Source organism: Bradyrhizobium sp. 482_C4_N1_8, assembly GCF_052075965.1.
GTDB classification, from domain to species: Bacteria; Pseudomonadota; Alphaproteobacteria; order Rhizobiales; family Xanthobacteraceae; genus Bradyrhizobium; species Bradyrhizobium barranii.
This window is the reverse complement of sequence record NZ_CP197231.1, coordinates 1,976,647-2,001,441: the sequence shown is the minus strand read 5'-3', so window position 1 is coordinate 2,001,441 and position 24,795 is coordinate 1,976,647. Positions and strand designations below refer to the sequence as shown.

Below are 24,795 nucleotides of genomic sequence, written 5' to 3'. Positions count from 1 at the left end.
CGCTCACGCCTCCCGCGCATAGCTGCGCAGGCGCGCCTCCAGCACCGCCAGCATGGCATCGCGGGCCGGGTCGCGCGAACCGCGCAGCCATGCGGCGGCAAGCGGCAGCCGGCCGATGGGGCCGCTCTGCTTCGGCCGCAGCGGCACGAAGCGCACGCCTGATACCGCCATCCGCGTGGTCCAGCGCGGCACGATCGCAACGCCGAGCTTCGTTGCCACCAGATGGATGATGGTCTGCTTCTCGTCGGCGACCTGCACGATGCGCGGCGTCAGCCCGGCCTGCTCGAACAGCTTGATCGTGAGGTCATGGCTGTGTGGCCGCGAGCGGCGGTCCGGCACCAGCATCGCCTCGTCGGCGATCTGCGCCAGCGTGATCGACTTGCGCTCGGCGAGCGGGTGGCGTTGCGGAAACGCCACGATCGCGGTCTCCTGGAGCAGATCGCGGAATTCGAGCCGCTTGTCCGCACTGTCGGGCGGGCGGACGAAGGCGAGATCCAGCGCGCCGGTCAAAATCTTCGGCAGCAGCCGGACGGTCTTGTCTTCGAGCAGCTGCACCGCGATCTCAGGATGCTTGTCGCGGAAATCGCGCAAGAGCGGCGGCAGCAATCCCGCTGCCGCGCTGTCGATGGCGCCGACCCGCAGCCGCCGCGCGGCGCCGGCACGCGAGCGGTTGCGCAGATTGCTCTCAACCGCCTCGACCTTGGCGAGGATGGCGCGGGCATCGCGCAGCAGCGTCGAACCGTCTTCCGTCAGCGACACCGCGCGCGTGGTCCGTGCGAACAGCCGCGTTCCCAGATCTTCTTCCAACAGCCTGATCTGCCGGCCGAGCGCGGAGGGCAGCATCTGGAGCTGCTGCGCCGCATGGCCGAAATGCAGCCGCTCGGCCGCCGCCACGAAGCATCGCAACTGATGCAATTCCATCCAAGGTCCTCTCGTCTCGCCAGGCGAGGATTATATCATTTTTTTGTATAAACCAGCGCCAATTGAGTATGCCTCCTTCCCCCGCCTAGGCTCGTTGCCGGCGTGGACCTCCGGGTCCGCCGATACAACAACAAACCGGAACTCGAGGAGGCCAGGGTGGCGAGCGAGATTCAGACGCGCGTGCTGCGCAAGATCACCTGGCGCATCGTTCCCTTCATCATGCTGCTGTACTTCGTGGCCTTCATCGACCGCGTCAATATCGGCTTCGCCTCGCTGACGATGAACAAGGACATCGGCCTGTCGCCCACCGTCTACGGCTTCGGCGCCGGCATCTTCTTCTGGGGCTATTTCCTGTTCGAGGTGCCCTCCAACATCATCCTGCACAAGGTCGGCGCGCGGATATGGATCGCGCGGGTGATGATCACCTGGGGCCTCGTGTCGGCCGCGATGGCCTTCGTGCAGGGCCCGACCAGCTTCTATGTGCTGCGCTTCCTGCTCGGCGTCGCCGAAGCCGGCTTCTTCCCCGGCATCATCCTCTATCTCTCCTACTGGTTCCCGGCGCGCCAGCGCGCCGCGGTGACCGCGCTATTCATGGCGGCGGCGCCGCTGTCGACCGTACTGGGATCGCCCGTCTCCGGCGCGCTGCTGGAAATGGATGGCCTGTTCGGCTTCAAGGGCTGGCAATGGCTGTTCGTGCTGGAGGCGCTGCCGGCCGTGCTGCTTGGCTTCGTTGTGCTGGCATTCCTCACCGACCGCCCGGAAAAGGCAAAATGGCTCGCGGACGACGAGCGGCGATGGCTGGTCGATGTCATGAATGCGGAAACCACCAGCAAGGCCGCGACCGCGAGCCACAGCATCTGGCGCGGGCTCGCCGATCCGCGCGTGCTGGCGCTCGCGCTCATCTATTTCGGCACCTCGGCAGGCCTCTACACGCTCGGCGTCTGGGCGCCGCAGATCATCAAGCAGTTCGGCCTGTCCACGCTCCAGGTCGGCTTCCTCAATGCGCTGCCGGCAACCGCCGCCGTCGTCGCCATGGTGCTGTGGGCGCGGCATTCGGACCGCACCGGCGAGCGCACCTGGCACGTCGTGCTCGCCTGCCTGCTCGCGGCCGTGGGGCTCGCCTTTGCCGGGCTTGCAACCGGCGTGGTCACCGTGCTGGTGGCGCTGGCGCTGGTGAACATCGGCATCTCCTCGGCCAAGCCGCCGCTGTGGAGCATGCCGACGCTGTTCCTGTCCGGCCCCGCGGCCGCAGCAGGGATCGCCACCATCAACTCGATCGGCAATCTCGGCGGCTTCGTCGGACCCGCCATGATCGGCTGGATCAAGGAGCAGACCGGCAGTTTTGTCGGCGGACTCTATTTCGTCAGCGGCCTGCTCGTTCTCTCCGCGGTCCTGACCCTGCTATTGTCGCGCGCGCAGACCGCGCCCGTCGAACCCGTCCCGCAATCCCACTGACATCTCAAACGGAGCATCTTCATGCGCACCCATTCGATCGCAGCAATTCCCGCCGACGGCATCGGCCCCGAGGTCATCTCGGCCGGAATCCGCGTGCTGGAGGCTCTGGCAAAACGCAGCGGCGACCTCGCCTTCAACGTCAAGACGTTCGACTGGGGCTCGGACTATTACAAGAAGCACGGCGTGATGATGCCGGCCGAGGGCCTTGCCGAGCTGAAGAAATTCGACGCGATCTATTTCGGCGCGGTCGGCGCGCCTGATGTGCCCGACCACATCACGCTGTGGGGCCTGCGCCTGCCGATCTGCCAGGGCTTTGACCAATACGCCAATGTGCGCCCGACCAAGATCCTGCCGGGCGTCGCCTCGCCGCTGCGCAATGTCGGCGTCGGCGATCTCGACTGGGTGATCGTGCGCGAGAACTCGGAAGGCGAATATGCCGGCATGGGCGGCCGTGCGCACAGGGGCCTGCCGGAAGAAGTCGGCACCGAGGTCGCGGTGTTCACCCGCGTCGGCGTCACCCGCATCATGCGCTACGCCTTCCAGCTCGCGCAGTCACGCCCGCGCAAATTCCTGACCGTCGTGACCAAGTCGAACGCGCAGCGCCATGGCATGGTGATGTGGGACGAGATCGCAGCCGAAGTTGCGGCCGAATTCCCCGACGTCACCTGGGACAAGATGCTGGTCGACGCCATGACCGTGCGCATGACACTGCATCCAAAGAGCCTCGACACGATCGTCGCGACCAACCTCCACGCCGACATCCTCTCCGATCTTGCCGGCGCGCTCGCCGGCAGCCTCGGGGTGGCGCCGACCGGCAACATCGATCCGCAGCGCCGCTTCCCCTCGATGTTCGAGCCGATCCACGGCTCGGCGTTCGACATCACCGGCAAGGGCATCGCCAACCCGGTCGCGACCTTCTGGACCGGCGTCCAGATGCTCGAGCATCTCGGCGAGAAGGACGCGGCAATGCGGCTGATGTCGGCGGTCGAGCGCGTCTGCGCGGCCGGCGTGCTGACGCCCGATGTCGGCGGCAAGGCGACGACGAAGGAAGTCACGGACGCCGTGATCGACGCGATCCACGGGACGAACGTGTAATCGCTACTCGACGTCATGGCCGGGCTTGTCCCGGCCATGACGAGTTGTGGATCAACTACTTCCGCCCTTGCGGCGGCGGCGCCGGCGCCGCCATCGCGGCCACAGGCTCCGGCGGCGTCAGGTGGCGCGGGACGATGATGGACTGGCCGGGAGTGAGCGGCGCGTTCTCCGCCAGCGAGTTGCTCTGCGCCAGCGTCCACAGCGGCACGCGGCGGGCGGCGGCGATGCTCTCCAGGGTGTCGCCGGTGCGCACCGGCACCCGCACGCCGCTGTCCCACAATTCCACCGGCGTGTTCGGCGGCACGAGATAGCGCAGCGGCACGGCATCGGCCTGGCTCTGCGCGGGGATGCGTGGCAGCTGCGTCACCATCTCGATGATCTGGCGATGGATGTCGTCCGACTTCTCGATGTTGATGTGCGAGACGCGGCTGTTCTCCTTGAGGTCGTAGCTCGCGTAATGGCCCCGATAGCCGGGCACGGCCACGACGTCGCCGCCGCCGAGCACGCTGTCGGAGAGGAAGATGTTGATGAAGCGCTCGACATTGAGCGGCACGTCGCCGGTCGCATGCGCGGAATCGATGGCGATGACGAGGCTGATCCGGATGTTCTCCTTGGCCGCCATCTCGGAGATCACGACCGAGCACAGCCCGCCCATGGAGTGGCCGATCAGCACGATCGGCGCCGGGCTCTCCTTGTAGCTGGAGATGACACGATCGCCGATCCATCGGCAGATGGTGAATTCATAGACGTCGGCCGAGAAGCCGGCCTTCGTCAGCTTTTCGCTGAGCCGGTCCATGCCGGTCGAGAAGATCGGCCCCATGGCGCCGCGGAACAGGTAGATCTTTGGCGGCGGCAGCGGCTCGACCGGCGGAGCGGGAGGCGGCGGCGCAGCGGTCGCGACCGCGGGGCGCTTCGGCTTCGCAGGTGAGGCAACGGCCATGCCGGTGCCTAGGGCGAGCAGCGCAACCGCTGCCAGCACGACTAGCCGCCTCAAATCGATCATCCGTCCAGCAGTCCCGCCATGGGAGGCAAAGGCCTCCTCCGCGGGCTTAGTGACCACCGATTGGGTGGATTTTGGGGCACGGAACCGGGCCCGTGACGCCCGTCGGTCGAGGTTCTCATTCTGCCCCTTACATCCCCGGCATCAGTTGAAGGGAACCCATGGCTGGGCTTCGCAGGCGTCGAGGATCACCGAGCTCTGGATTCCCTTGTAGGCGTCATCGTCGAAAAAGACCGAATAGGCCGGGTGTCTATCGGACGGACCACCGCGCTGCCTCAGGCAGACGAAATACGACGCCGGCCCGTGGTCGGTAGGACGGACGGCGGATGTCTCGAGTCCCCCGGTCAGCTTGACTTCGGCGGCTGCCTTCCTGACGCCCTCCTGCACCGCCTTGGCACCAGGCGGACGCGGAGGATGATAGACAGGAGGCAAATTCCCGCTCGATGCGCATCCCGCCAGCAAAAGCGTCAAGACGGCGGACAAGGCCGCCAGAGATCTGCGGCGGCCGAAGACGGACCTTCGCTGGCAGCACGCCAACTCATATCGTGAATGCATCGCTTGTCCCCGGTGCCGCGCTCGCTGCGCGCCTCATCCCTGGGTCAGGACGAGATAGAGGCAGCCGGCGACCGTGGGCAGGACCGCGACCAGGGCCGTCATCCAGAAGCCGGGCTCGAGCATCGAGTCCTGGTCATCCCTCTCGTCGACTGCATGCCGATCTGCGTTGGTCCGGCTCCACGCCTCATCGGCCGTGAACAGGGGAACGCTGCTCGCGCGCGCATCGTCACGCGCTGCGCTTTGGCGCAAAGCGCGTTGGGAAGGGCGAGTTATTCCGGATGTCAGCATGTCATCAACTCTGATCGGCTACCAATATGTCGAGCTCGGATGTTGCGGGGCGCGCAGCCGCATCACTGTGTCAGCGCCTGCTCTGAATTCGCTCCGGGCACAGGCGGCGGGGCCGGATTGTTGGCCGGGCTCTCGTTGGCGCCGGAATCGGTCCAGGCCGGCGGCAGGCCGAGCCCCTGCCCCGCGATGCCGGTGATGCCGGGAAACCGTCCGAACGCTTCGCAGGCGACATATTTGGGCGCACCGCCGAGCCGCACGGGAATGCTGTCCATCGGCGGCAGCGCGGGGATGCCGCCGAACGGCGACTCTCCGGTCGTAACCAGTTTTGCGAAGTCCGTGCCGAAATCGGCGGCGAGATCGTAGGCATCGCCCTCATTGGCGACCCGCGGAGAGTTCGTAATCGAGTTGGCGCCGCGCGCCCAGACCATGGCCGCCTTCTGAAATCCTGCAAAATCGCGCGCTTCCGCCTCGACCGACAGGCTGCCGAGCCCGACCGGAAGCCTCGGCACCGGTACGGGCACGCCGGGAAGCGCAACGGTCTTGGCTATCGACAGGGCTTTCGATGCGCCGGAGGCGGTCGGGCTGGTCGGCGCGGCATGCGTCACCGTCGCCTGCACCGTGAGATCGGCGTCGTCATCGGATGAGACGATACGGAAGCGCTCGCTCAAGCGGAGACACAGCTCGCGGCTGATGGCGTTCGCAACCAGGCGACGTTCCTTTTCGTTCAACACGACATCGGTGCGCGCGGGAAAGACGGTCGATGCGATCCGGATCGTCTTCGCCGCCAGCACATCCTGCTTGTTCACGCGGATCTTCGATCGCGTCACCAGCCCGTTCGCTTCCGACATCCGGTCGTAGCTCCTGAGCGAGCCGGCCTGTTCGAGCGGCGCGGTCGCACACCCTCCGAGCGCAAGCGCGGCACCCATCAGGGCCGTCCGTGGAAAGCGCATAGTCCCATTCCCGCATCGGCAGCTTATTAGAGAGATCGCTCTAATAATCACTTCTCACGCCTCGCAACATCCGTCAACATAAATAGATGGAACTCTCTAATTTTGATTTTCTCGTGGCGGATCGTCGTGCTAAACGGGGCGAGTGTGAATGGAGATGTCCGGTTTGAGGAAAGTCGACCCCGTCAAGCATGAGCAGAAGCGCGGGGAAATCCTCGGCGCGGCGATCCGCTGCTTCATCAGGGACGGCTTCCGCGGCGCTAGCACGACAGATATCTGCACCGAAGCCGGCATCAGTCCGGGCCACCTCTATCACTACTTCGCGAGCAAGGAGGCGATCATCGAGGCGATGATCGACCTCGGTCTCGCGCGGTCGGCCGAAAAGTTCGAAAAAATTCTGGCCGCCCCGGACGTGATCGAGGCGCTGCTCGTCGACATCGAGGAATCCAGCCTGCGATTTCGTCCCGCCCAGATCCTCAATCTGGATGGCCTCGCGGAGGCCGCCCGCAATCCCGAATTCGCTGAGATCATCGAACGCCACACCGGGGCGGTCCGCCGCATGTGGAGCGATTTCCTGCGCCAGGCGCAAGACCGGGGACGGGTGGATCCGGGACTCGATCCGGACGCGACGGCAAACATCCTGATCGCCCTCGTCGACGGATCACGCGCCATGCCGATCCGCAATCCGAAGCTGGATATCAAGCAGAGCGTAGAGCATCTGAGAACGATGCTCGTCCGCTTCCTGAACCCGCCCGACGCGCAGAGCGTTGCGATCAAGCCCCGCATTCAGAAGACCGGTCGTCCCCTGAAGCTGGTCAGGAAGCGATAGAGCCCGCCCCTAGAGCGGCAGGAGCCGGTTCAGCAATTCCAGCAGCATGCGCTGCTCGGCCGCGCTGAGCGGGGCCAGCATCTTTTCGTTGTAGGGCTCCGTCAGCCTTGCCCCCTCGGCAATGAGCTTTGCGCCCTTCGGCGTCAGCATCAGCTCGACGGCACGGCGGTCCGCCTTCGAGCGGTTGCGCTTGATGAAGCCGGACGATTCAAGCTCATTCAGGATCTTGATCAGGTTCGGCAGGCGCAGCCGAAGCAGGCTGGCGAGGCTGCTCGGCGGCACGCCGGGATTGTCACGAATGACGGCGAAGATCGCATAGGTCGCCGGGGTCAGGCCCAACGCGGCGAACTCCTCGTAAAAGCCTTCGAAAAACTTCAATTGCGCGAGGCGCAGCATGAAGCCGGGCGTCCGCCGGAGCGCGCGCAGGTCCAGCGATTTCTCCGGCTGCTGATCGGACTTCAACCCGGGTCTTACGGTTCTCGAACTCATGATCCTCATCCGCGGCGGCCACAGCCGAATTGACACTCTCAAAAATAGCTATAAAATATAACTATTATTTAGCGGCACCAAGACCGCATATGGGAGGGACACAATGAACAGCAAATTCCTGCACAAATTGTGCATTTTGGCTTCGATGCTGGTTGCCGCGCCGGGCTTTGCCCAGGATGCCGTGAAGATCGGCATCCTGAACGACCAATCCGGTCCGTTCGCGAGCTATCAGGGTATCGGCTCGGTCGTCGCCGCAAAAATGGCGGTCGAGGATTATGGCAGCAAGGCCGCCGGCAAACCTGTCGAGGTCGTCGCGGCCGACCATCAGAACAAGACGGACATCGGGATCGGCATCGCCAGGCGCTGGTACGAGAATGACGGCGTCGACGCGATCTTCGATATCCCCAACTCGTCGATCGCGCTCGCCGTCGCCGGCATGAGTGCCGAGAAGAACAAGGTCTTCGTCGGATCGGGGGCCGGCACGGTGCTGCTCACCGGCGAGAAATGCACGCCGAATACCGTGCACTGGACCTACGACACCTATGCCTATGGGCGCGGCCTCGGCAAGGCGATCGTGCAGCAAGGCGGCGAGAAGTGGTTCTTCATCACCGCCGACTACGCGTTCGGTCACGATCTGGAGAGGCAGGCCGCGGAGGCCGTGAAAGCGTCCGGCGGCGAGGTGCTCGGCAGCGTGCGGCATCCGCTGGGAACGGCCGACTACGCCTCCTTCCTGCTCCAGGCCCAGGCTTCGGGCGCGAACGTCGTCGGCTTCGCCAATGCCGGCGACGATACCATCACCTCGATGAAGCAGGCCGCCGAGTTCGGGCTGACCAAGGACCACAAGCTGGTCGGATTGATCCTGGGGATGAACGGCCTTCCCTCACTCGGACTGAAGTTTGCGCAGGGCGCGCAGATCATGAACCCGTTCTACTGGGATCTGAACGACGGCACGCGGGCTTTCGCCAAACGCTTCGCCGAGCGCATCCCCTCGAAGGCTTATCCCAACGACATGCAGGCCGGCGTCTATGCCTCGGTCATTCACTACCTCAAGGCGGTCGACAAGGTCGGCGGCGCCAAGGACGGCAAGGCCGTCGTCGCGGCGATGAAGGAGATGCCGACCGATGATCCGCTGTTCGGCAAGGGCTACATCCGCAAGGACGGACGCAATATCCACCCGCTCTATTTGCTCCAGGTCAAGGCGCCCGAGGAGTCGAATTCGGCCTGGGACCTGCTGAAGGTCGTCGCCACGATCAAGGGCGAGGACGCATTCCGCTCGGAGAGCGAAGGCAAGTGTCCGCTGACCACGCAATAACGGCCGGGAGCTGACCATGAGCGGCATTGCATCCAGTCCGGTCGACCCGTTCGCGCCTGACTTCCTGATGGACCCCTATCCCGCCTATGAAGCGCTGCGCGCGCTCGGGCCTGCGTTCGCACTGGAGCGGTATGGCGTGTGGGCCATGGCAGGCTATGCCGAAGTCGAGCCGGCCCTGAAGGACTGGAAGACGTTCATCAGCGGCGAGGGTGTCGGGCTTCACGGGATGAATCCTGCCCTGCCGAAACCGCTGACACTCCAGATCGATCCTCCCGATCATGACAAGGGCCGCCGCGTCCTCGGCCGCACCCTGTCCCCGGGCGTCGCAAGGAAGCTGCGCGAGACGTTTCAGCAGGAGGCGGAGAGGAAGGTCTCGGAGCTGATCGACAAAGGCACCTTCGATGCCGTGGCCGATCTTGCGGAAGCCTATCCCATGAAAGTGTTTCCGGATGCGATCGGCATCCGGCCGGATGGCCGCGAGAAGCTGCTCGCCTGGAGCACCTTCGTGTTCGACAGCTTTGGCCCGGAGAACGAAATGCTGGCCACATCGCGCAAGGCGGGCCTCGCCGCACAGAGCTGGATCATGGAATGCTGCGCCCGGGACGCGTTGCAGCCCGACGGGCTCGGCATGATGATCTACCAGGCGGCCGACGACGGCGAGATCACCGAGCACGAAGCAACGCATCTGGTGCGGCCGTTCCTCACCGCCGGGATCGACACCACCGTCAACGGCATCGGCAACACCCTGCTGGCACTCGCCACGCACCCGGATGAATATCGCAAGCTGCACCACAAGCCGGAGCTGGCGCGCAACGCTTTCGAGGAGGGATTGCGCTACGACTCACCGGTGCAGACATTCTTTCGCACCACCTCGCGCGATGTCGAGATCGGCGGCGGCGTGATCCCCGCGCACCGCAAGGTGCTGCTGTTCATGGCCTCCGCCAACCGCGATCCGGCGCGGTGGGACAAACCCGACCGCTTCGATGTCGAACGAAGTGCGACCGGACATGTCGGCTTCGGCGCCGGCATTCACGCCTGCGTCGGCCAGATGATCGCGCGTCTGGAAGGCGAATTGATCTTCGGCGAGCTCGCAAGACGCGTGAAGACCATCGAGCTCACGGCAGAGCCGAAACGCACGCTCAACAATTCCCTGCGCGGGCTGGAGAGCATGCCGGTCCGCGTGACCGCCGCTTAGGCGGCATCACGCGGTGCTGCGGGCGCGACGCGCCCTCAGTTCCTGGCCGGCGCCGTCGCCGCCGCCGAGCGCGCCTGCCGCGGGGCCCTGGGTGCGCCGGGTTCGGCGACCGGACCTGCCGGGGCGCGCGAGCGCAAGATGGCGGCGTCGATCTCGCCGATGACGCGGCGCTGGATCGCCTCGTTCTTGTCGATCGAGATGTGGCCGACGCCGGTGCCGCGGACGTCGACATTGTCGAGCTTGCCGCGGAGGCCAGCCGCGGCGCGCACCGGCTCACCGGGACCATCGCCGATATAGATGTTGATGTAGCGCTCGGCGCCGGTCGACAGCCTGGTCTTGAATACGGAATCGAGGCCGATCGCGAGCTTCACGGGCACCCCGAGCTGGTTGAGCTTGGCGATCATGTCCGGCAGCGCGGTCGCGCCGGAGGAATGGCCGACCAGGACAATGGTCTTGACGCGACCGGCCCTGTAGTTGGCCGCGGCCTCATCAGCGAGCGAGGACCAGGACACGAAGTTCGCGACGGTCACCTGGACGCCCTGCGCCTGGAGGCGGGAGCCGATCGTATCGAGCCCGAGCGAGAAGATGTTGAGCACGCCGCGGAGCAGGTAGACATGGGTGGTCGCGGCCGCGGACTGGCTCGGCGCCGCCCTGGCGGTGGTCGGGCTAATGGCAACAGCTGACAGCAGGAGCAGGCAGATCGCCCACACACGGAGGGCGGGCAACTGGCTGGCGCCGGCGGTGTGACGGCCGTTCGGTCTCATCTCGATGTTTTCCCTGGGGACGATACGCTTTGCGATTGGCCGGAATCGTAGCCACGGCCTGCTCGCAGACGCAACAAAGAGGCGCGTGAGCGGCAATCTTAGCCACAAGTCGTGACCCTCGCGCAACACTTGCCCGGAACCTGCCACCGAAGGGGCTGTTTTGAGACCATTTTTCTCCGGCCAATTGCGGCCGGGCAAGTGCATTCCTATTTCAGGGCTCCGCTGACCTCCTCCCCGGACGGTTCCAGCCTCCCCCTCCCCAGTCTTTACCTTTCAGCCCTGCGGCCATCATGTCCTCCATCATTTCCGTCGCCAATTTGTCGAAGACCTACGGGTCCGGCTTCAAGGCGCTCAAGAACGTCAATCTCGACATCAAGCGCGGCGAGATTTTTGCGCTGCTCGGCCCCAACGGCGCCGGCAAGACCACGCTGATCTCGATCATCTGCGGCATCGCCAACCCAAGCGAAGGCACGGTCCTCGTCGGCGGCGAGAACATCCAGACGTCGTACCGCAAGGCCCGCTCGCTGATCGGCCTCGTGCCCCAGGAATTGCACACCGACGCCTTCGAGAGCGTGTGGGCGACGGTGAGCTTCTCCCGCGGCCTGTTCGGCAAGCCGAAGAACCCCGCCCATATCGAGAAGGTGCTGAAGGACCTCTCGCTCTGGGACAAGAAGGACAACAAGATCATCACGCTCTCCGGCGGCATGAAGCGCCGCGTGATGATCGCGAAGGCGCTGTCGCACGAGCCGCAGATCCTGTTCCTGGACGAGCCGACCGCCGGCGTCGACGTCGAGCTGCGCAAGGGCATGTGGGAGGTGGTGCGCACCCTGCAGCAATCCGGCGTCACCATCATCCTGACCACGCACTACATCGAGGAAGCCGAGGAGATGGCCGACCGCATCGGCGTCATCAACAAGGGCGAGATCGTGCTGGTCGAGGACAAGGCGACGTTGATGGAGAAGCTCGGCAAGAAGCGGTTGACGCTGCATCTGCAGGGCAAGGTCACGACGCTGCCGGACAGCCTCAGCCATTACGAGCTCGACGTCTGCGACGGCGGCGCGACGCTCGTCTACGACTACGACACCAAGGGCGAGCGCACCGGCATCACCAGCCTGCTCAGCGACCTCCGCAACGCCGGCATCCGCTTCAACGATCTCGACACGACGCAATCGTCGCTCGAGGACATCTTCGTCGACCTCGTGAGGACGTCATGAACCATCGCGCCATCCGCGCCATCTATCTGTTCGAAATGGCGCGCACCTGGCGTACGCTGCTGCAAAGCATCGTCTCGCCTGTCGTCTCGACCTCGCTCTATTTCGTGGTGTTCGGTGCCGCGATCGGCTCGCGCATCAGCCAGGTCGAGGGCGTCAGCTACGGCACCTTCATCGTGCCGGGCCTGATCATGCTCTCGGTGCTGACGCAGAGCATCGCCAACGCTTCCTTCGGCATCTACTTTCCGAAATTCACCGGCACGATCTACGAAATCCTGTCGGCGCCAATTTCCTATGGCGAGATCGTGCTCGGCTATGTCGGCGCCGCCGCGACGAAGTCGATCATTCTCGGCCTGATCATTCTCGCCACCGCCGGCCTGTTCGTGCCGCTGCACATCCATCATCCGGTCTGGATGCTGACCTTCCTGGTGCTGACGGCGGTGACGTTCAGCCTGTTCGGCTTCATCATCGGCATCTGGGCCGACGGCTTCGAAAAACTCCAGATGATCCCGATGCTGGTGGTGACGCCGCTGACCTTCCTCGGCGGCAGCTTCTATTCCATCGACATGCTGCCGGCAGGCTGGCGCACGGTGGCGCTGCTGAACCCGGTCGTCTATCTGATCTCGGGCTTCCGCTGGAGTTTCTACGAGATTGCGGATGTCAGCGTGTCCGTCAGCATCTGCATGACGACGGCGTTCCTGGTGATCTGCCTCGCCGTGATCTGGTGGATTTTCCGCACCGGGTACCGGCTGAAGAACTGAGCTGTCATTCCGGGGCGCGACGAAGTCGCGAGCCCGGAATCCATCGGGCGGCAGAGTTGGTGGATGAATGGATTCCGGGCTCGCCCTTCGGGCGCCCCGGAATGACGATGGTGGACTTACCTGTAGCAGTGGAAGCGATGGTAGCCGTCATAGTAGCCGCGGCAGCGGTAGTGGCGGTGATGCGGAATACCGAACACGCCCTCCACCGCACCGACGGCCCCTCCAACACCGGCGCCCACCGCGCCGCCAACCACGCCACCGACAGGCCCGGCGATCCGGTTGCCTTCATAGGAGCCTTCCTGGGCGCCGCGCACGATGCCCTGGGCGTGGCCGGGTTGCGGCAGCGACAACAGCGCGAGCAGGATGGCGGTGGCTGCGAACAGCAGGCGGATGGGCAAACCGGCCGGCAATTGCGCGGCGGCGATACGGGCTTTGTTCATCTTCGGTCCCAAGGGAATTAAAGGGGAAAGGGCAGCGGAAGCCGCCCGTCGAGGGCAGCCACGATCAACGCCTGAAGCGGCCGAATGGTTGCGCCTTTGTGACGAATTGTCGGCGTTGTGACTGCTCGGCACGCTCGCGAAAATGTCAGCGCCGCCGCCAGCCACGCGGCACAAAGCGGCCTTGCTTACGCCCGGCATCGCGTTAACGATGGAGGGGCAGCCCGCTGGAACGAAAGCCGGATTGCAGGCATATTGCACGCCGGGGGACGGAGAGCCGCGGCGCCTAGCGTGAACAGGCCGGAGGCCAGAACTCAAATGCGTTTCCAGATGCGTTCTTTTTTCATCGCTTTTTCCTCATTGATGTTTTTGAGCGCGGGCGCCGCCCAGGCCAAGGTCGAGATCACCGTCGACAAGGACAATCAGCAGATGACCGTCGCCGTTGACGGCGTCGCGCGCTATCGCTGGCCGGTGTCAACCGGCATCCCCTCGCGCGAAACGCCGGGCGGCGCCTTCCGCGCCTTTCGCATGGAAGAGGATCACTACTCCAAGGAATTCGACGACGCGCCGATGCCGCACGCGATCTTCTTCACCAAGGTCGGGCACGCCATCCACGGCACCGACTCGGTCAGCCGCCTCGGCTCGCCGGCGTCGCACGGCTGCGTGCGACTGTCGCGTCAGAATGCCTCGACGCTCTATGCGCTGGTGCAGCAGCAGGGCGTGCTCAACACCACGGTGACGCTGACCGGCTCGGCCCAGGTGGCTCTGGCCCGCAACCCGCGCGGCCGCAACCCCACAGCAGTGGCCCGCGCGCCGCAGCCGGCCGAAGAGCAGTACGCCACCTCAGGCGATCCCGTGAATCTCGCACCGCCGGCGCAGCCCGCCCGCCGCTACATGCCGCAGGACGACAATTACATCTACCCGGCCGACGGCAGCGACACCGGCACGCGCTATCCCGCGCCGCGCTCGGCTAGCCGCCCGCTGTATGACGCACAGGTCTATCAGCAGCAGCAGCAGCCGCAGCAGTACTACAATCAAGGCTACGGCCAGCAGGGCTACTATCAGCCACAGCCCCGGCAATACTATCAGCCGCGCGGTTACTATCAGAACTGACGCTACCGAAACGCGGCGTTGCCGCGTTCGACGATCTTTCGCACAGCATCGACGAAGGCACGCGCGACCGGCTCGAGGATCTCGGGCCCGGTCGCGGCGAGATCGTCCGACGGCGTATGAAACGTCCGATGGCGCCCAGCCATGCCGAGGAAATTGGCGTAGCCCGCCGCGTGCACATCGCGCAGCTCACCGACCGCCTGCTTCTCCGTCACCAGGCGCTTGGCCTCGACATTCGCAAAAGCCTCGTCGGTCAGTGCGACGGCGGATTTGCTCAGCACGAGATAACGCTCTTGCTCGGGCCGATCGGTGCGGGCGCCTTCCGCGAAGGCATAGCAGGCGTTCGACGAACCGAAATGAATCCACGCCAGCGTGTCCTTCGGTGCCGGCGCTCCGTGCTTCAAAAACAGTTCCATGCCGCCATGGCCGATCTCGTGGCCGGCGGTGGCGATGAAAACAAGATGCGCCGGCCATTTCTCGGCGGCGACGGTGCGCGCCAGCGCGAGAAAGTTGGCGATGCCGGGGCCGCGCTCGCAGACGCACGAGTACCAGCCGGTCATCGGCGTCGAGACGACGATGACCGGCCCACGGCCGGCCCCGATCTCGGCGATGACGTTGCGGCCAACAACATCGCGCTCGTAATGGCCCTTGACGTCGAAGGTGACGCGCGCGCCTGAGGCGAGCGCGCGCTCGAACACCGCTCGCGACGCCGCGCCGACCACGATCACCGGCACCGGCCAGGGCGCATCCTCCTGCGTGACGTTATAGGCGAAGCGGTCGTCGGCGGGGTTGCCGATCATCAGCAGGATGGCCGCCGGCTTCCTTGCCGCGGCTTCCGCGATCGCCGTACGATGGGTCGGCCCCAGATAGGCGCCGCGATCGAACGGCAGATCGAGCAGAAGGATCTTGCCGGTGACATCGCCATCGCGCGCGAGCGGCGCGGCGAGATGGAAGCTGGCCTTGTCCTCCGGCGGCCACCAGAATGGCGTCGCCTCGACAGAGATGCCGGCAGCTTCAGCGCTGGCCCGCTCGACGACATATTGCCGCCCGAGCACGACGGGCTGGAAGCTGATTTCGAAACCCGCCTGCTTCATCTCGCCGGCGATCCAGTCGGCCGTCGCGCGATCGCCCGCCGAGCCGAAGCGGTGCAGACCGAAGGACGCATAGCGCGCCACATCTTCGTAGAGGCTCGCACCCGAGAGCACATCCTTGGCTAGCGCCTGTCCGACCATGAGAATCGCCATCGTTGCGATGAAGATAAGCCGCATATGAATGGCTCCCTGAACCGTTGTTTTTTGAGAGCCAGTTTCCGCCTTCCCCGGCCGCCGTCAAGCACCTGTCGACCACGAAGCTGGACGAACCGGGCGAAGATTTCATAAGCTCCTCTTTTCACCTGGGCTGCGAACCTTGATGCCGTCACGTGCCGCGACAATCCTGATCGTGCTCTCGGTTCTCACTGCGGGACAAGCCATGGCCTTTGATCTCGAGGCGCATCGCGGCGGGCGCGCGCTGTTGCCGGAAAACACCCTGCCGGCCTTCGCCAACGCGCTGTCGATGGGCGTGGACACGCTGGAGCTCGACGCCGGCGTGACCGCGGATGGCGAGGTCGTCGTGTCGCATGAACGCGGGCTCAATCCCGACCTCGCGCGCGATGCAGGCGGCGCTTATGTCGCCGCGCCCGGTACACCGTTCGTGAAGCTGCGGTTGGCCGACGTCAGGACCTATGACGTCGGCCAGATCCGGCCCGACAGTTCCTACGCGAAGCAATTCCCCGACCAGCGGGCCGTGCCAGGGACACGCATTCCCACCCTGGGCGAGCTGTTCGCGCTGGTGCGCAAGGCCGGCAACACGCGCGTGCGTTTCAACATCGAGACCAAGATCGATCCAAACCATCCGGACGAGTCGCTCGATCCGCGAGGCTTTGTCGCAAAGCTGCTCCAGCTGATCGAGGCCGAAGGATTTTCCGATCGCGTCATGATCCAGTCGTTCGACTGGCGGACCCTGTTGCTCGTCCAGCAGCAGGCGCCCACGATTCCGACGGTCTACCTGACGCTCCAGCGCGGCTCGGGCCAGACGGTGGCGTTGGACAAGGCGACGAACTGGACGGCGGGTTTCAGCCCGGCCGATCACGGCGGCTCGCTGCCGCGGACGATCAAGGCTGCGGGCGGCACGGTCTGGTCGCCCTATTTCGGCGATGTAACCGAGGCGGTCGTCTCGGAGGCACACACGCTCGGACTGCGTATCGTGGTCTGGACCGTCAACAAGCGCGAGGACATGGCGCGCATGATCGAGCTCGGCGTCGACGGCATCATCTCGGACAGGCCGGACCTGCTGCGGCAAGTCGCGGGCGAGAAGGGAATTGCATTGCCGGCGGGAACGCCGGTCGTGCCGTAGCGCTCGATCTCGTGTCCCGGACGCGGCGCGGCATGAAATAACGCGACGCAGAGCCGGGACCCAGAAACGTAGGCCCCGGCTCTGCAGCGCACCGCTACGCGCTGCGCAGCGTCCGCGGCGCGCGATGGTGTCGTAGCAGCCCTACTCCCCATCCCGCAGACGCCGGTACAGCGCGCCCAAAATATTGGAATAGTCGTCGGTCCAGACCCGCACCCGGTCGTCGGCTTCGGTCTGCTCCCATGACTTGGAGGAGGCGAGCCGGCCGACGTCGGCCTCCTCGCGCGCGGAGATGACGACGTCGGTCGAGAAGATGTAGTCCCCGTCGCGTCCGGAATCCTCGTTGAAGACCCAGCTCTTCAGATCGTTGGCATCGGCGATGCCGACCACGACGGTCTCGAGATCGAGGTGCCGGTTGGAGACGTGCATCACCACGGCGCCGTGCGGCGCCAGCTTGTCCTTGTAGATACCCATCGCCTCTTCGGTGGCGAGATGAATCGGGATCGCATCCGACGAATAGGCGTCGACGATGATCAGGTCATAAGCGCCGTCGGGCTCTTTCGCGAAGGTGAGGCGAGCATCGCCGATCACCGGCTTCAGGCCCGGCATGCAGCTCGATATGTAGCGAAAGTTCTTCGGATCGCTCGCCGCGTCGACCATGGACTGGTCGATCTCGAAGAAGGTCCAGCTTTCGCCGGGCTCGGCGGCACAGGCGAGCGTGCCCGATCCGACGCCGATTGCCGCAACCTTCAGCGGCGCGCCCTTGCGCTCGCGGATCGCGGTGATGGCCTGACCGATACCGCCGTCCTTGTGGTAATAGGTGATCGGCTCGGGCCGGCCGACGACCGGCGTGCCGTCATTGTTGCGGAAGCGCTCGGCGCCGTGGATCGTGGTGCCGTGCATCAGCACATGGAAGTAGCCGCCGGGCGTCACCACGATCTTGTGCACGCCGAAGAAGCTGCGCACCGTCGTGACGCGGCCTTCGTCCGCCGGATAGACGCGGATCAACGCCAGCGCGAGCGCGGCGGTGGCGAAGATCTTCCAGCGGCTGGCGTTGAGCGCGAGCGCCAGAAGTGCCGCGAGCACGCCGACGGCCCCCGCGACCCAGACGCGATGATCCTCGAACCAGGTCGAGAGATCGCCGGTCATGTAAGACGGCGCGACCAGCGCCACCGCGAGCACGGCGAGTGCCAGCCAGTACCATCTAACGATGCCCGCCAGCCGCTCGTTCGCCGGCGGCCGGCACAGCGCGGCGAGCGCGACCAGGATCGGGTATTCGGCGATCCAGGAGAAGGTGAATGGAGCAACGAGGCCGGCAAAGAGGCCGCCGACCATGCCGCCGAACGACAGCGCGACATAGAAGCCCGTGAGATATTTGGCGGCCGGCCGTGTCCGCGCCAGCTCGCCATGGCAGGCCATGGCGATGACGAAGAAGCACAGTTGGTGGCCGCCGAGGGTCAGCAGCAGATTCTGTTCGCCGCCGAACGCCAGCAGGACGATGACGCCCGCGATCGCGACCGGCTGGAGCATCAGCATCCATTTGTGCGGCAGCAGCGGCCGCGACTGGAACACCACCACCCAGGTGAGCAGATACAGCGACAGCGGCAGCACCCAGAGCAACGGCGCCGCCGCGACGTCGGTCGAGATGTGTGCCGTGACGGCGATCAGCAGGCCGGACGGCACTGCGGCGAGGAAGATCCAGCGCAGCCGCGTCACGATGCCTGGCGCCGGCGCATTGACGTCCTCGGTCTTTGCGTCGACCACGGCCAGCTTCGGCGAACGCAGCAGCAGCACGCCGCAGGCGGCGATCAGGAGGATCAGGAGGCCATAGCCAAGGGTCCAGAACCGGTTCTGCGTGTGCAGCGTGAAAATCGGCTCCAGCAGGAACGGATAGGACAACAGCGCGAGGAAGCTGCCGATGTTGGAGGATGCATAGAGGAAATAGGGATCGTGTCCGGCAGGATGGCCGGTGCGGACGAACCAGGCCTGCAGCAGCGGATTGTTGGCTGCGAGCGCGAAGAACGGCAGGCCGATCGAGACCACGAACAGGCCGAGCAGCCAGAACGCATAGCCGGAGGCCGGTGGATCGCCGTAGGCCGTGGCGACGCCGAGCGGCAGCGTGGCGAAGGCTGCGATCAGCAAAACCAGATGCACCGCGACCGGAACGATGCGATTCCTGATCTGCATCAAGAGATGCGCATAGGCATAGCCCGCCAGCAGCAGCGACTGGAAGAACACCATCGCCACCGACCACACTGCCGGCGAGCCGCCGAGCCGCGGCAGCACCATCTTGGCGAACAGCGGCTGCACCGAGAACAGCAGCAGCGCGCTGACGAAGATCGCGGCGGTGTAGACCGTCAGCAGCAGCCGGTTGCGCGACGAGGACGGCTGCTCCGTGGCGGCGGGTTGCACGATCGAATCCATGGAAGCTCCGGCTCAAACCCCGGCGGGCGCCGGACGCGCGCAATGGAGCACAGGGCGCATGAACGGGCAATAAAGGGTCTCGTGATGTTGCAGCGACGATTGCTTGATATACAGATGTCATTCCGGGTCTGGTCCTTCGGACCATCCCGGAAAGACCGCGGAACATTTTGAATCCTTCATGAGCGAAACCGACGTCATCATCATCGGCGCTGGCCATAACGGCCTCACCTGCGCGGCCTATCTCGCGATGGCGGGCCTGCGCGTGCGCGTCGTCGAGCGCCGCAAGGTGGTCGGCGGGGCCGCGGTCACGGAGGAGTTTCACCCCGGATTCCGCAACTCGGTCGCGGCCTACACGGTGAGCCTGCTCAATCCGCAGGTGATCCGCGACTTGGGCCTCACTGAACAGGGCCTGCGGATCGTCGAGCGGCGCGCCCAGAATTTTCTGCCCGCGCCCGACGGCAGCTATCTGCTCACCGGCGAGGGGCGGACGAAGGAGTCCGTCGCGCGGCTGAGCACGCGCGACGCGAGCGCGCTCGACGGGTTCTCGCGCGAACTGGAAGACATCGCCGACGTGCTGCGGCAGTTCGTGCTGCGTGCGCCGCCGAACCTGCTCGACGGTTTTGGCACGAACGCGATCCGCGAAGTGGTGAACGCGATCCAGAGTGCCAACATCCTGCGTGGGTTGACGCTGGAGCAAAGCCGCAGCCTGCTCGATCTCTTCACCCGCTCGGCCGGCGAGATGCTGGACGAGCGCTTCGAGCACGATCTGGTCAAGGCGCTGTTCGGCTTCGATGCCATCGTCGGCAATTATGCCAGTCCGTACGCGGCGGGCTCGGCCTATGTGATGCTGCACCACGCCTTCGGCGAGGTGAACGGCAAGAAGGGCGTTTGGGGCCACGCCATCGGCGGCATGGGCGCGATCACGCAGGCGATGGCGCGCGCCGCGCAGGGCCGCGGCGTCACGATCGACACGGATGCGGGTGTGCGCGAGATCATCGTCGAGCGCGACCGCGCCGTCGGCGTGGTGCTGGACAACGGCGAGACGATCCGCGCGAAATATGTCGCGGCCAACGTCAATCCAAAGCTGCTCTATACGCGGCTGATCGCGGCCGACGCCCTGCCCCCGGACTTCCTCGCGCGCATCCGGCACTGGAAGAACGGCTCCGGCACCTTCCGCATGAACGTGGCGCTGGACCGCCTGCCCTCCTTCACCACGCTCCCGGGCGACGGCGATCACCTCACCTCCGGCATCATCCTGGCGCCAAGCCTCGGCTACATGGACCGCGCCTATCTCGACGCGCGCGCGCTAGGCTGGAGCCGGGAGCCTGTCGTCGAAATGCTGATCCCCTCCACGCTCGACGACACGCTCGCACCGACGGGCAAACACGTCGCGAGCCTGTTCTGCCAACACGTCGCGCCCGAACTGCCCGACGGAAAGTCCTGGGACGACCATCGCGAGGAGGTCGCCGATCTCATGATCGCGACGGTGGACAAATACGCACCCGGCTTTGCGGCAAGCGTGCTCGGCCGCCAGATCCTCTCCCCGCTCGACCTCGAACGGCAATTCGGCCTGCTGGGAGGCGACATCTTCCACGGCGCTCTGACGCTGAACCAGCTGTTCTCGGCGCGGCCGATGCTGGGCCATGCCGACTATCGCGGTCCCCTGAAGGGCCTCTATCATTGCGGCTCCGGCGCTCACCCCGGCGGCGGCGTCACCGGCGCCCCAGGCCACAACGCCGCACAGGCGATCTTGAGGGATCACCGCTCGCTGTTCGGAAGCCGTGGATAGGTCTGTGGAAAGGGCTGTGGACAGGCTGTTGGCAAGGCTGTGAGAAAGCAGTGGGTCGCCTGCGCGCGGCAGGCCCGGCGCGCCCCGTACAAGGCGGTGCAAAAGCTGCGGATGAGTGGCGGGATAAAGCCGTGGACAACTTTGGGGAAACGGGTGGAGGGCCTGTGGGCATTCCGGTGCCCCCAAAACGACCTCGCCCGCCGGGGGCAACTCCCCGTGCGGGCGATCGTCAGGTAACAGCCTCTAAAGAAAAACAGCCCCCGCCAGGAAATGGGAGGCGGAAATTACTTCAAGGAACTGCTAATCGAACCGAACTTGTCGTTCAAGCTGGTGCCCAGGCTGTTCACCACGGTGATGATCGCCAGCGCGATGCCCGCTGCGATCAGGCCGTATTCGATCGCGGTTGCACCGGATTCGTCCGACCAGAACTTCAAAACCATGCTCTTCAAGACTCGCCTCCGTTTCAATTCCAAGATGCGTTGGCTGAATCCAACACCCGGAAATGTACGGGGTACAACCTGCAGTCAGGTTAAATCGGAACCTGCAAGTTATGCGGAAAATTGGGAACAAAAGTCCCAAAAATTGAACTGACGGAACCCTAGAATGCAGCTTTCTCCCACTCATCGCGCCTGCTTTTCGATCGGCACCGAGGCCGCGGCCAAGCGCGTCGTCGACGTGCTCACGGAGGTCTTTTTTGACGGCGACGCGGCGGTCGCCGCCTTTGAGCGGCCGGACGGACAGTGGGACGTCACGCTCCATTTCGCCGAGACGCCCGATCAGGCATGGCTGCGGGAACTCATTGTAACTTCGGCAGGAAACGAGATCGCCGAAACGCTCATCTTCGACATTGTCGAAGCCAAGGATTGGGTCAAGGCGAGCCTCGAAGATCTCATCCCGGTGCCGGCCGGGCGCTTCGTCGTGCACGGCAGCCACGACCGCGACCACGTCGCGCCGAACAAGCTTGCCATCGAGATCGAGGCAGCGCTCGCCTTCGGCACCGGCCACCACGGCACCACCCGCGGCTGTTTACTGTTGCTTGACCACGTCCTGAAGAGTTCCCGGCCGAGGAATCTGCTCGACCTCGGCACCGGCACCGGCGTGCTGGGCATCGCCGCCGCGAAGGCGCTGCATCGCGCGGTGCTCGCCTCCGACATCGACCCGCCATCGGTGCGGGTGGCGGCCGAGAACGCGACGCTGAACCACGTCGGCAACCAGGTGCGGGTGATCCGCGCGACCGGATTTGCCGCACCGGACTTTGCCAGATGCGGCCCGTTCGACCTGGTCCTGGCCAACATCCTTGCCAATCCGTTAAGGCAATTGGCCGGCCCGATGGCGCGGCACCTCGTGCCCGGCGCGCGCGTCATCCTCTCGGGCCTCTTGACCCACCAGGCCCCCGCCGTGATCGCCGCCTACCGCGCACGCGGCCTCGTGCCGCTGCGGCACGTGCGGATCGAGGGGTGGAGCAGTTTGTTGCTGCGGAAGATGGGGTAAGGCAGCGTAGGCGCCGTAGGGTGGGCAAAGCGGCTTGTCCGCCATAGCTCGAAGAGCGACGGCGGTGCCCCCTACGACACCGCCCTACTCCGCCGGCTTCTCGTCCCGACGTGTCGCGCGCTTACCCTGCAAGGCACGCCTGGCGCGGCGCTCGGCGAAACGGTCGATCATCTGGCTGATGAGGCCGCGCGGCTTCTTCGGTGTCGTTGCAGCCGGGGCGCGGTGGGCCGGCGGCGAAATCTTCTCAAACATGAACGCTGGCATCGTGTGTCCCCTCGCCGTTGAGATGAACCACCCGCTCGAATTTCCCTGTTATCCGGACGAAGCGCAACTGCTGCATCCTCTACTCCACTCAATTCGAATGGACCATTTTCAAGCACGGTCCGTGCCAGATGCGACCCCAAATGCGTCTACATTGCGGACTGATCGGCATGATCCTAAACTGAGCCATGTTCGAAGCACACTTCCAGACATTCGAGGAGCCCGAGGCCGGCGTCGCATTGACGGCGCGCCTGGCCGCGCTCCGTGAAGAACTCGCCCGCCGCAAGCTGACCGGCTTCGTCGTTCCGCGCGCCGATCAGCAGCAGAACGAATATGTGCCCCCCTCGGAAGAGCGGCTGGCCTGGCTGACCGGCTTTACCGGTTCCGCAGGATTGGCGGTGGTGCTGACGCATGAGGCCGCGATCTTCGTCGACGGCCGCTACACGATCCAGGCGGCCAAGCAGGTCGACGCAAAGGCCTGGGCGGTGGAATCGCTGATCGATCCGCCGCCGGAGAGCTGGGTATCGACGCACCTGAAAGCCGGCGACCGCCTCGGATTTGATCCGTGGCTGCACACTTCTTCGGCAGCCGAGCGCCTCGCCGCCGCCTGCGCCAAGGCCGGCGCCGAGCTGGTCGCGGTCGACAGCAACCCGGTCGACGCGATCTGGCAGGACCGGCCGCAGCCGCCGCTGGCCCCGGTCGCCGTGCACAGCCTGCAAAATGCCGGGGTCGCCGAGGCCGAGAAGATCACGCAAATCAAAAGCGAGATCGCCAAGCTCGGCGTCGACGCGCTGGTGCTCTCCGACAGCCACGCCGTGGCTTGGACCTTCAACATCCGCGGCGCCGACGTCGCCCATACTCCTTTGCCGCTGTCCTACGCGCTGGTGCCGAAGGACGGCCGGCCGACCGTATTCATCGACCACCGAAAACTCTCCAATTTGACCCGCGACCATCTGGAGCAGTCCGCCGACGTGCGCGAGCCCGATGCGATGGCACCGACGCTGATGGCGCTCGCCAAGAGCGGCGCCGCGATCGCACTCGACAATGCCACCGCGGCCGACGCGCTCAGCCGGCTGATCGCAAGCGCCGGCGGCAAGCCGGTGCGCGGCAGCGATCCGATTGCGCTGCTCAAGGCCGTCAAGAACGCGACCGAGATCAAGGGCACACGGACGGCGCACCGCCGCGATGCCGTGGCGCTGGCGCGCTTCCTCGCCTTCGTCGATCGCGAGGCATCAAGCGGCAAGCTGACCGAGATCGACGCGGTCGAGGCGCTCGAGACGTTCCGCCGCGACACCGGCGCGCTGAAGGACGTCTCGTTCCCGACCATATCAGGCACCGGTCCGAACGGCGCCATCGTGCACTACCGCGTCACCCGCAAGAGCAACCGGCGCATCGCGCCGGGCGATCTGCTGCTGATCGATTCCGGTGCGCAATATGAAGACGGCACCACCGACGTCACCCGCACGATGGCCGTGGGCGAGCCGACCGGCGAGATGCGCGACCGCTTCACCCGCGTGCTCCGCGGCCACATCGCGATCGCGCGCGCGGTGTTTCCCGACGGCACCACCGGCGCGCAGCTCGACACGCTGGCGCGGCAATATCTCTGGGCCGCCGGCGTCGATTTCGAGCACGGCACCGGCCACGGCGTCGGCAGCTATCTCAGTGTGCACGAAGGACCCGCGCGGATCTCGAAGCTCGGCACGACGCCGCTGAAGCGCGGCATGATCCTCTCCAACGAGCCCGGCTATTACAAGACCGACGGCTTCGGCATCCGCATCGAGAACCTCGAGCTGGTGGTCGCCGCCGACATCGAGGGCGCGGAAAAACCGATGAACGCGTTCGAGACGCTGACCCTGGCACCGATCGACCGCCGGCTGATCGATGTCGCGATGCTGGGCAAGGACGAGCTCGACTGGCTCAATGCCTACCACGCGCGCGTCCGCGCCGAGGTGCGGCCGGCACTGGACGAAGCGACGAAGGCCTGGCTCGATCAGGCGACGGCCGAGCTGAAGGCGTAAGCTCGCGCCGGAGATGCATGGCGCTACGCGATTTGCGCAACGCTCTCACCTC

The 24,795-nt window shown here is 65.4% G+C and carries 24 protein-coding genes; 12 read left to right on the top strand and 12 right to left on the bottom strand.

Annotated elements, in window-relative coordinates; translation table 11 throughout:
* Window positions 1-3: 3 nt before the first annotated feature.
* Complete coding sequence (locus AB7Z56_RS09430; protein ID WP_063981565.1) at window positions 4-921, bottom strand: LysR family transcriptional regulator; 918 nt, start codon at window positions 919-921, stop codon at window positions 4-6.
* A gap of 156 nt (window positions 922-1,077) precedes the next feature.
* Between AB7Z56_RS09430 and AB7Z56_RS09425 the strand changes: the two genes are divergently transcribed.
* Both AB7Z56_RS09425 and AB7Z56_RS09420 read left to right on the top strand, forming a co-directional pair.
* Window positions 1,078-2,376, top strand: coding sequence for an MFS transporter (locus AB7Z56_RS09425; RefSeq protein WP_063986148.1), 1,299 nt, complete (start codon window positions 1,078-1,080; stop codon window positions 2,374-2,376).
* 21 nt (window positions 2,377-2,397) lie between these two features.
* Window positions 2,398-3,471: a tartrate dehydrogenase gene (locus AB7Z56_RS09420; protein ID WP_063981564.1), complete on the top strand. Its 1,074-nt coding sequence runs from the start codon at window positions 2,398-2,400 to the stop codon at window positions 3,469-3,471.
* Between the two features lie 55 nt (window positions 3,472-3,526).
* On the opposite strand, the gene AB7Z56_RS09415 is transcribed toward AB7Z56_RS09420, so the two are convergent.
* The 4 genes from AB7Z56_RS09415 to AB7Z56_RS09400 form a co-directional block, all read right to left on the bottom strand.
* On the bottom strand, window positions 3,527-4,474 hold the full coding sequence (locus AB7Z56_RS09415) for a LysM peptidoglycan-binding domain-containing protein (protein ID WP_063981563.1): 948 nt from the start codon (window positions 4,472-4,474) through the stop codon (window positions 3,527-3,529).
* A 141-nt stretch (window positions 4,475-4,615) separates the two neighbouring features.
* Window positions 4,616-4,903: a hypothetical protein gene (locus AB7Z56_RS09410; protein ID WP_063986147.1), complete on the bottom strand. Its 288-nt coding sequence runs from the start codon at window positions 4,901-4,903 to the stop codon at window positions 4,616-4,618.
* Window positions 4,904-5,059: 156 nt separating this feature from the next.
* Entirely contained in the window at window positions 5,060-5,314 is a 255-nt protein-coding gene (locus tag AB7Z56_RS09405; protein ID WP_063981562.1) for a hypothetical protein, read from the bottom strand.
* Window positions 5,315-5,376: 62 nt separating this feature from the next.
* On the bottom strand, window positions 5,377-6,240 hold the full coding sequence (locus AB7Z56_RS09400) for a DUF3313 domain-containing protein (RefSeq protein ID WP_063981561.1): 864 nt from the start codon (window positions 6,238-6,240) through the stop codon (window positions 5,377-5,379).
* Window positions 6,241-6,412: 172 nt separating this feature from the next.
* On the opposite strand from AB7Z56_RS09400, the gene AB7Z56_RS09395 reads away from it, so the two are divergent.
* Entirely contained in the window at window positions 6,413-7,090 is a 678-nt protein-coding gene (locus tag AB7Z56_RS09395) for a TetR/AcrR family transcriptional regulator (protein WP_063981560.1), read from the top strand.
* Between the two features lie 9 nt (window positions 7,091-7,099).
* On the opposite strand, the gene AB7Z56_RS09390 is transcribed toward AB7Z56_RS09395, so the two are convergent.
* Window positions 7,100-7,579 carry a MarR family winged helix-turn-helix transcriptional regulator gene (locus AB7Z56_RS09390; protein WP_063986146.1) on the bottom strand — a complete coding sequence of 160 codons (480 nt, stop codon included), beginning with the start codon at window positions 7,577-7,579 and terminating at the stop codon, window positions 7,100-7,102.
* A gap of 103 nt (window positions 7,580-7,682) precedes the next feature.
* On the opposite strand from AB7Z56_RS09390, the gene AB7Z56_RS09385 reads away from it, so the two are divergent.
* Together AB7Z56_RS09385 and AB7Z56_RS09380 are read left to right on the top strand one after the other, a co-directional pair.
* On the top strand, window positions 7,683-8,891 hold the full coding sequence (locus AB7Z56_RS09385; RefSeq protein WP_063981559.1) for an ABC transporter substrate-binding protein: 1,209 nt from the start codon (window positions 7,683-7,685) through the stop codon (window positions 8,889-8,891).
* Between the two features lie 16 nt (window positions 8,892-8,907).
* Window positions 8,908-10,086 carry a cytochrome P450 gene (locus tag AB7Z56_RS09380; RefSeq protein WP_063981558.1) on the top strand — a complete coding sequence of 393 codons (1,179 nt, stop codon included), beginning with the start codon at window positions 8,908-8,910 and terminating at the stop codon, window positions 10,084-10,086.
* Window positions 10,087-10,121: 35 nt separating this feature from the next.
* Here AB7Z56_RS09380 and AB7Z56_RS09375 read toward each other — a convergent pair whose 3' ends face one another.
* Window positions 10,122-10,850: a hypothetical protein gene (locus tag AB7Z56_RS09375; RefSeq protein ID WP_166101856.1), complete on the bottom strand. Its 729-nt coding sequence runs from the start codon at window positions 10,848-10,850 to the stop codon at window positions 10,122-10,124.
* Between the two features lie 290 nt (window positions 10,851-11,140).
* Between AB7Z56_RS09375 and AB7Z56_RS09370 the strand changes: the two genes are divergently transcribed.
* Together AB7Z56_RS09370 and AB7Z56_RS09365 are read left to right on the top strand one after the other, a co-directional pair.
* On the top strand, window positions 11,141-12,064 hold the full coding sequence (locus AB7Z56_RS09370) for an ABC transporter ATP-binding protein (protein WP_028147643.1): 924 nt from the start codon (window positions 11,141-11,143) through the stop codon (window positions 12,062-12,064).
* Window positions 12,061-12,822 carry an ABC transporter permease gene (locus tag AB7Z56_RS09365; RefSeq protein WP_028147642.1) on the top strand — a complete coding sequence of 254 codons (762 nt, stop codon included), beginning with the start codon at window positions 12,061-12,063 and terminating at the stop codon, window positions 12,820-12,822. Before AB7Z56_RS09370 ends, AB7Z56_RS09365 begins: the two co-directional genes overlap by 4 nt.
* 116 nt (window positions 12,823-12,938) lie before the next feature.
* Here the strand turns inward: AB7Z56_RS09365 and AB7Z56_RS09360 are convergent, their stop codons facing one another.
* A complete protein-coding gene (locus tag AB7Z56_RS09360) occupies window positions 12,939-13,262 on the bottom strand; it encodes a hypothetical protein (protein WP_063981556.1) in 324 nt (107 codons plus the stop codon).
* A 327-nt stretch (window positions 13,263-13,589) separates the two neighbouring features.
* Between AB7Z56_RS09360 and AB7Z56_RS09355 the strand changes: the two genes are divergently transcribed.
* Window positions 13,590-14,372, top strand: coding sequence for a L,D-transpeptidase (locus tag AB7Z56_RS09355; RefSeq protein ID WP_063981555.1), 783 nt, complete (start codon window positions 13,590-13,592; stop codon window positions 14,370-14,372).
* A 2-nt stretch (window positions 14,373-14,374) separates the two neighbouring features.
* Here AB7Z56_RS09355 and AB7Z56_RS09350 read toward each other — a convergent pair whose 3' ends face one another.
* Entirely contained in the window at window positions 14,375-15,637 is a 1,263-nt protein-coding gene (locus AB7Z56_RS09350; protein ID WP_063981554.1) for a hypothetical protein, read from the bottom strand.
* A gap of 142 nt (window positions 15,638-15,779) precedes the next feature.
* On the opposite strand from AB7Z56_RS09350, the gene AB7Z56_RS09345 reads away from it, so the two are divergent.
* Entirely contained in the window at window positions 15,780-16,763 is a 984-nt protein-coding gene (locus tag AB7Z56_RS09345) for a glycerophosphodiester phosphodiesterase (protein WP_063986145.1), read from the top strand.
* Between the two features lie 141 nt (window positions 16,764-16,904).
* On the opposite strand, the gene AB7Z56_RS09340 is transcribed toward AB7Z56_RS09345, so the two are convergent.
* Complete coding sequence (locus AB7Z56_RS09340) at window positions 16,905-19,184, bottom strand: fused MFS/spermidine synthase (protein WP_063981553.1); 2,280 nt, start codon at window positions 19,182-19,184, stop codon at window positions 16,905-16,907.
* Between the two features lie 178 nt (window positions 19,185-19,362).
* On the opposite strand from AB7Z56_RS09340, the gene AB7Z56_RS09335 reads away from it, so the two are divergent.
* Entirely contained in the window at window positions 19,363-20,973 is a 1,611-nt protein-coding gene (locus AB7Z56_RS09335) for a phytoene desaturase family protein (protein WP_063981552.1), read from the top strand.
* A gap of 284 nt (window positions 20,974-21,257) precedes the next feature.
* On the opposite strand, the gene AB7Z56_RS09330 is transcribed toward AB7Z56_RS09335, so the two are convergent.
* Complete coding sequence (locus AB7Z56_RS09330; RefSeq protein WP_094183922.1) at window positions 21,258-21,413, bottom strand: Flp family type IVb pilin; 156 nt, start codon at window positions 21,411-21,413, stop codon at window positions 21,258-21,260.
* A gap of 163 nt (window positions 21,414-21,576) precedes the next feature.
* On the opposite strand from AB7Z56_RS09330, the gene AB7Z56_RS09325 reads away from it, so the two are divergent.
* A complete protein-coding gene (locus AB7Z56_RS09325; RefSeq protein WP_063981550.1) occupies window positions 21,577-22,464 on the top strand; it encodes a 50S ribosomal protein L11 methyltransferase in 888 nt (295 codons plus the stop codon).
* 84 nt (window positions 22,465-22,548) lie between these two features.
* Here AB7Z56_RS09325 and AB7Z56_RS09320 read toward each other — a convergent pair whose 3' ends face one another.
* Window positions 22,549-22,728: a hypothetical protein gene (locus AB7Z56_RS09320; RefSeq protein ID WP_028147633.1), complete on the bottom strand. Its 180-nt coding sequence runs from the start codon at window positions 22,726-22,728 to the stop codon at window positions 22,549-22,551.
* A gap of 185 nt (window positions 22,729-22,913) precedes the next feature.
* Between AB7Z56_RS09320 and AB7Z56_RS09315 the strand changes: the two genes are divergently transcribed.
* Window positions 22,914-24,743 carry an aminopeptidase P family protein gene (locus tag AB7Z56_RS09315; protein WP_063981549.1) on the top strand — a complete coding sequence of 610 codons (1,830 nt, stop codon included), beginning with the start codon at window positions 22,914-22,916 and terminating at the stop codon, window positions 24,741-24,743.
* The last annotated feature ends 52 nt before the right edge of the window (window positions 24,744-24,795 follow it).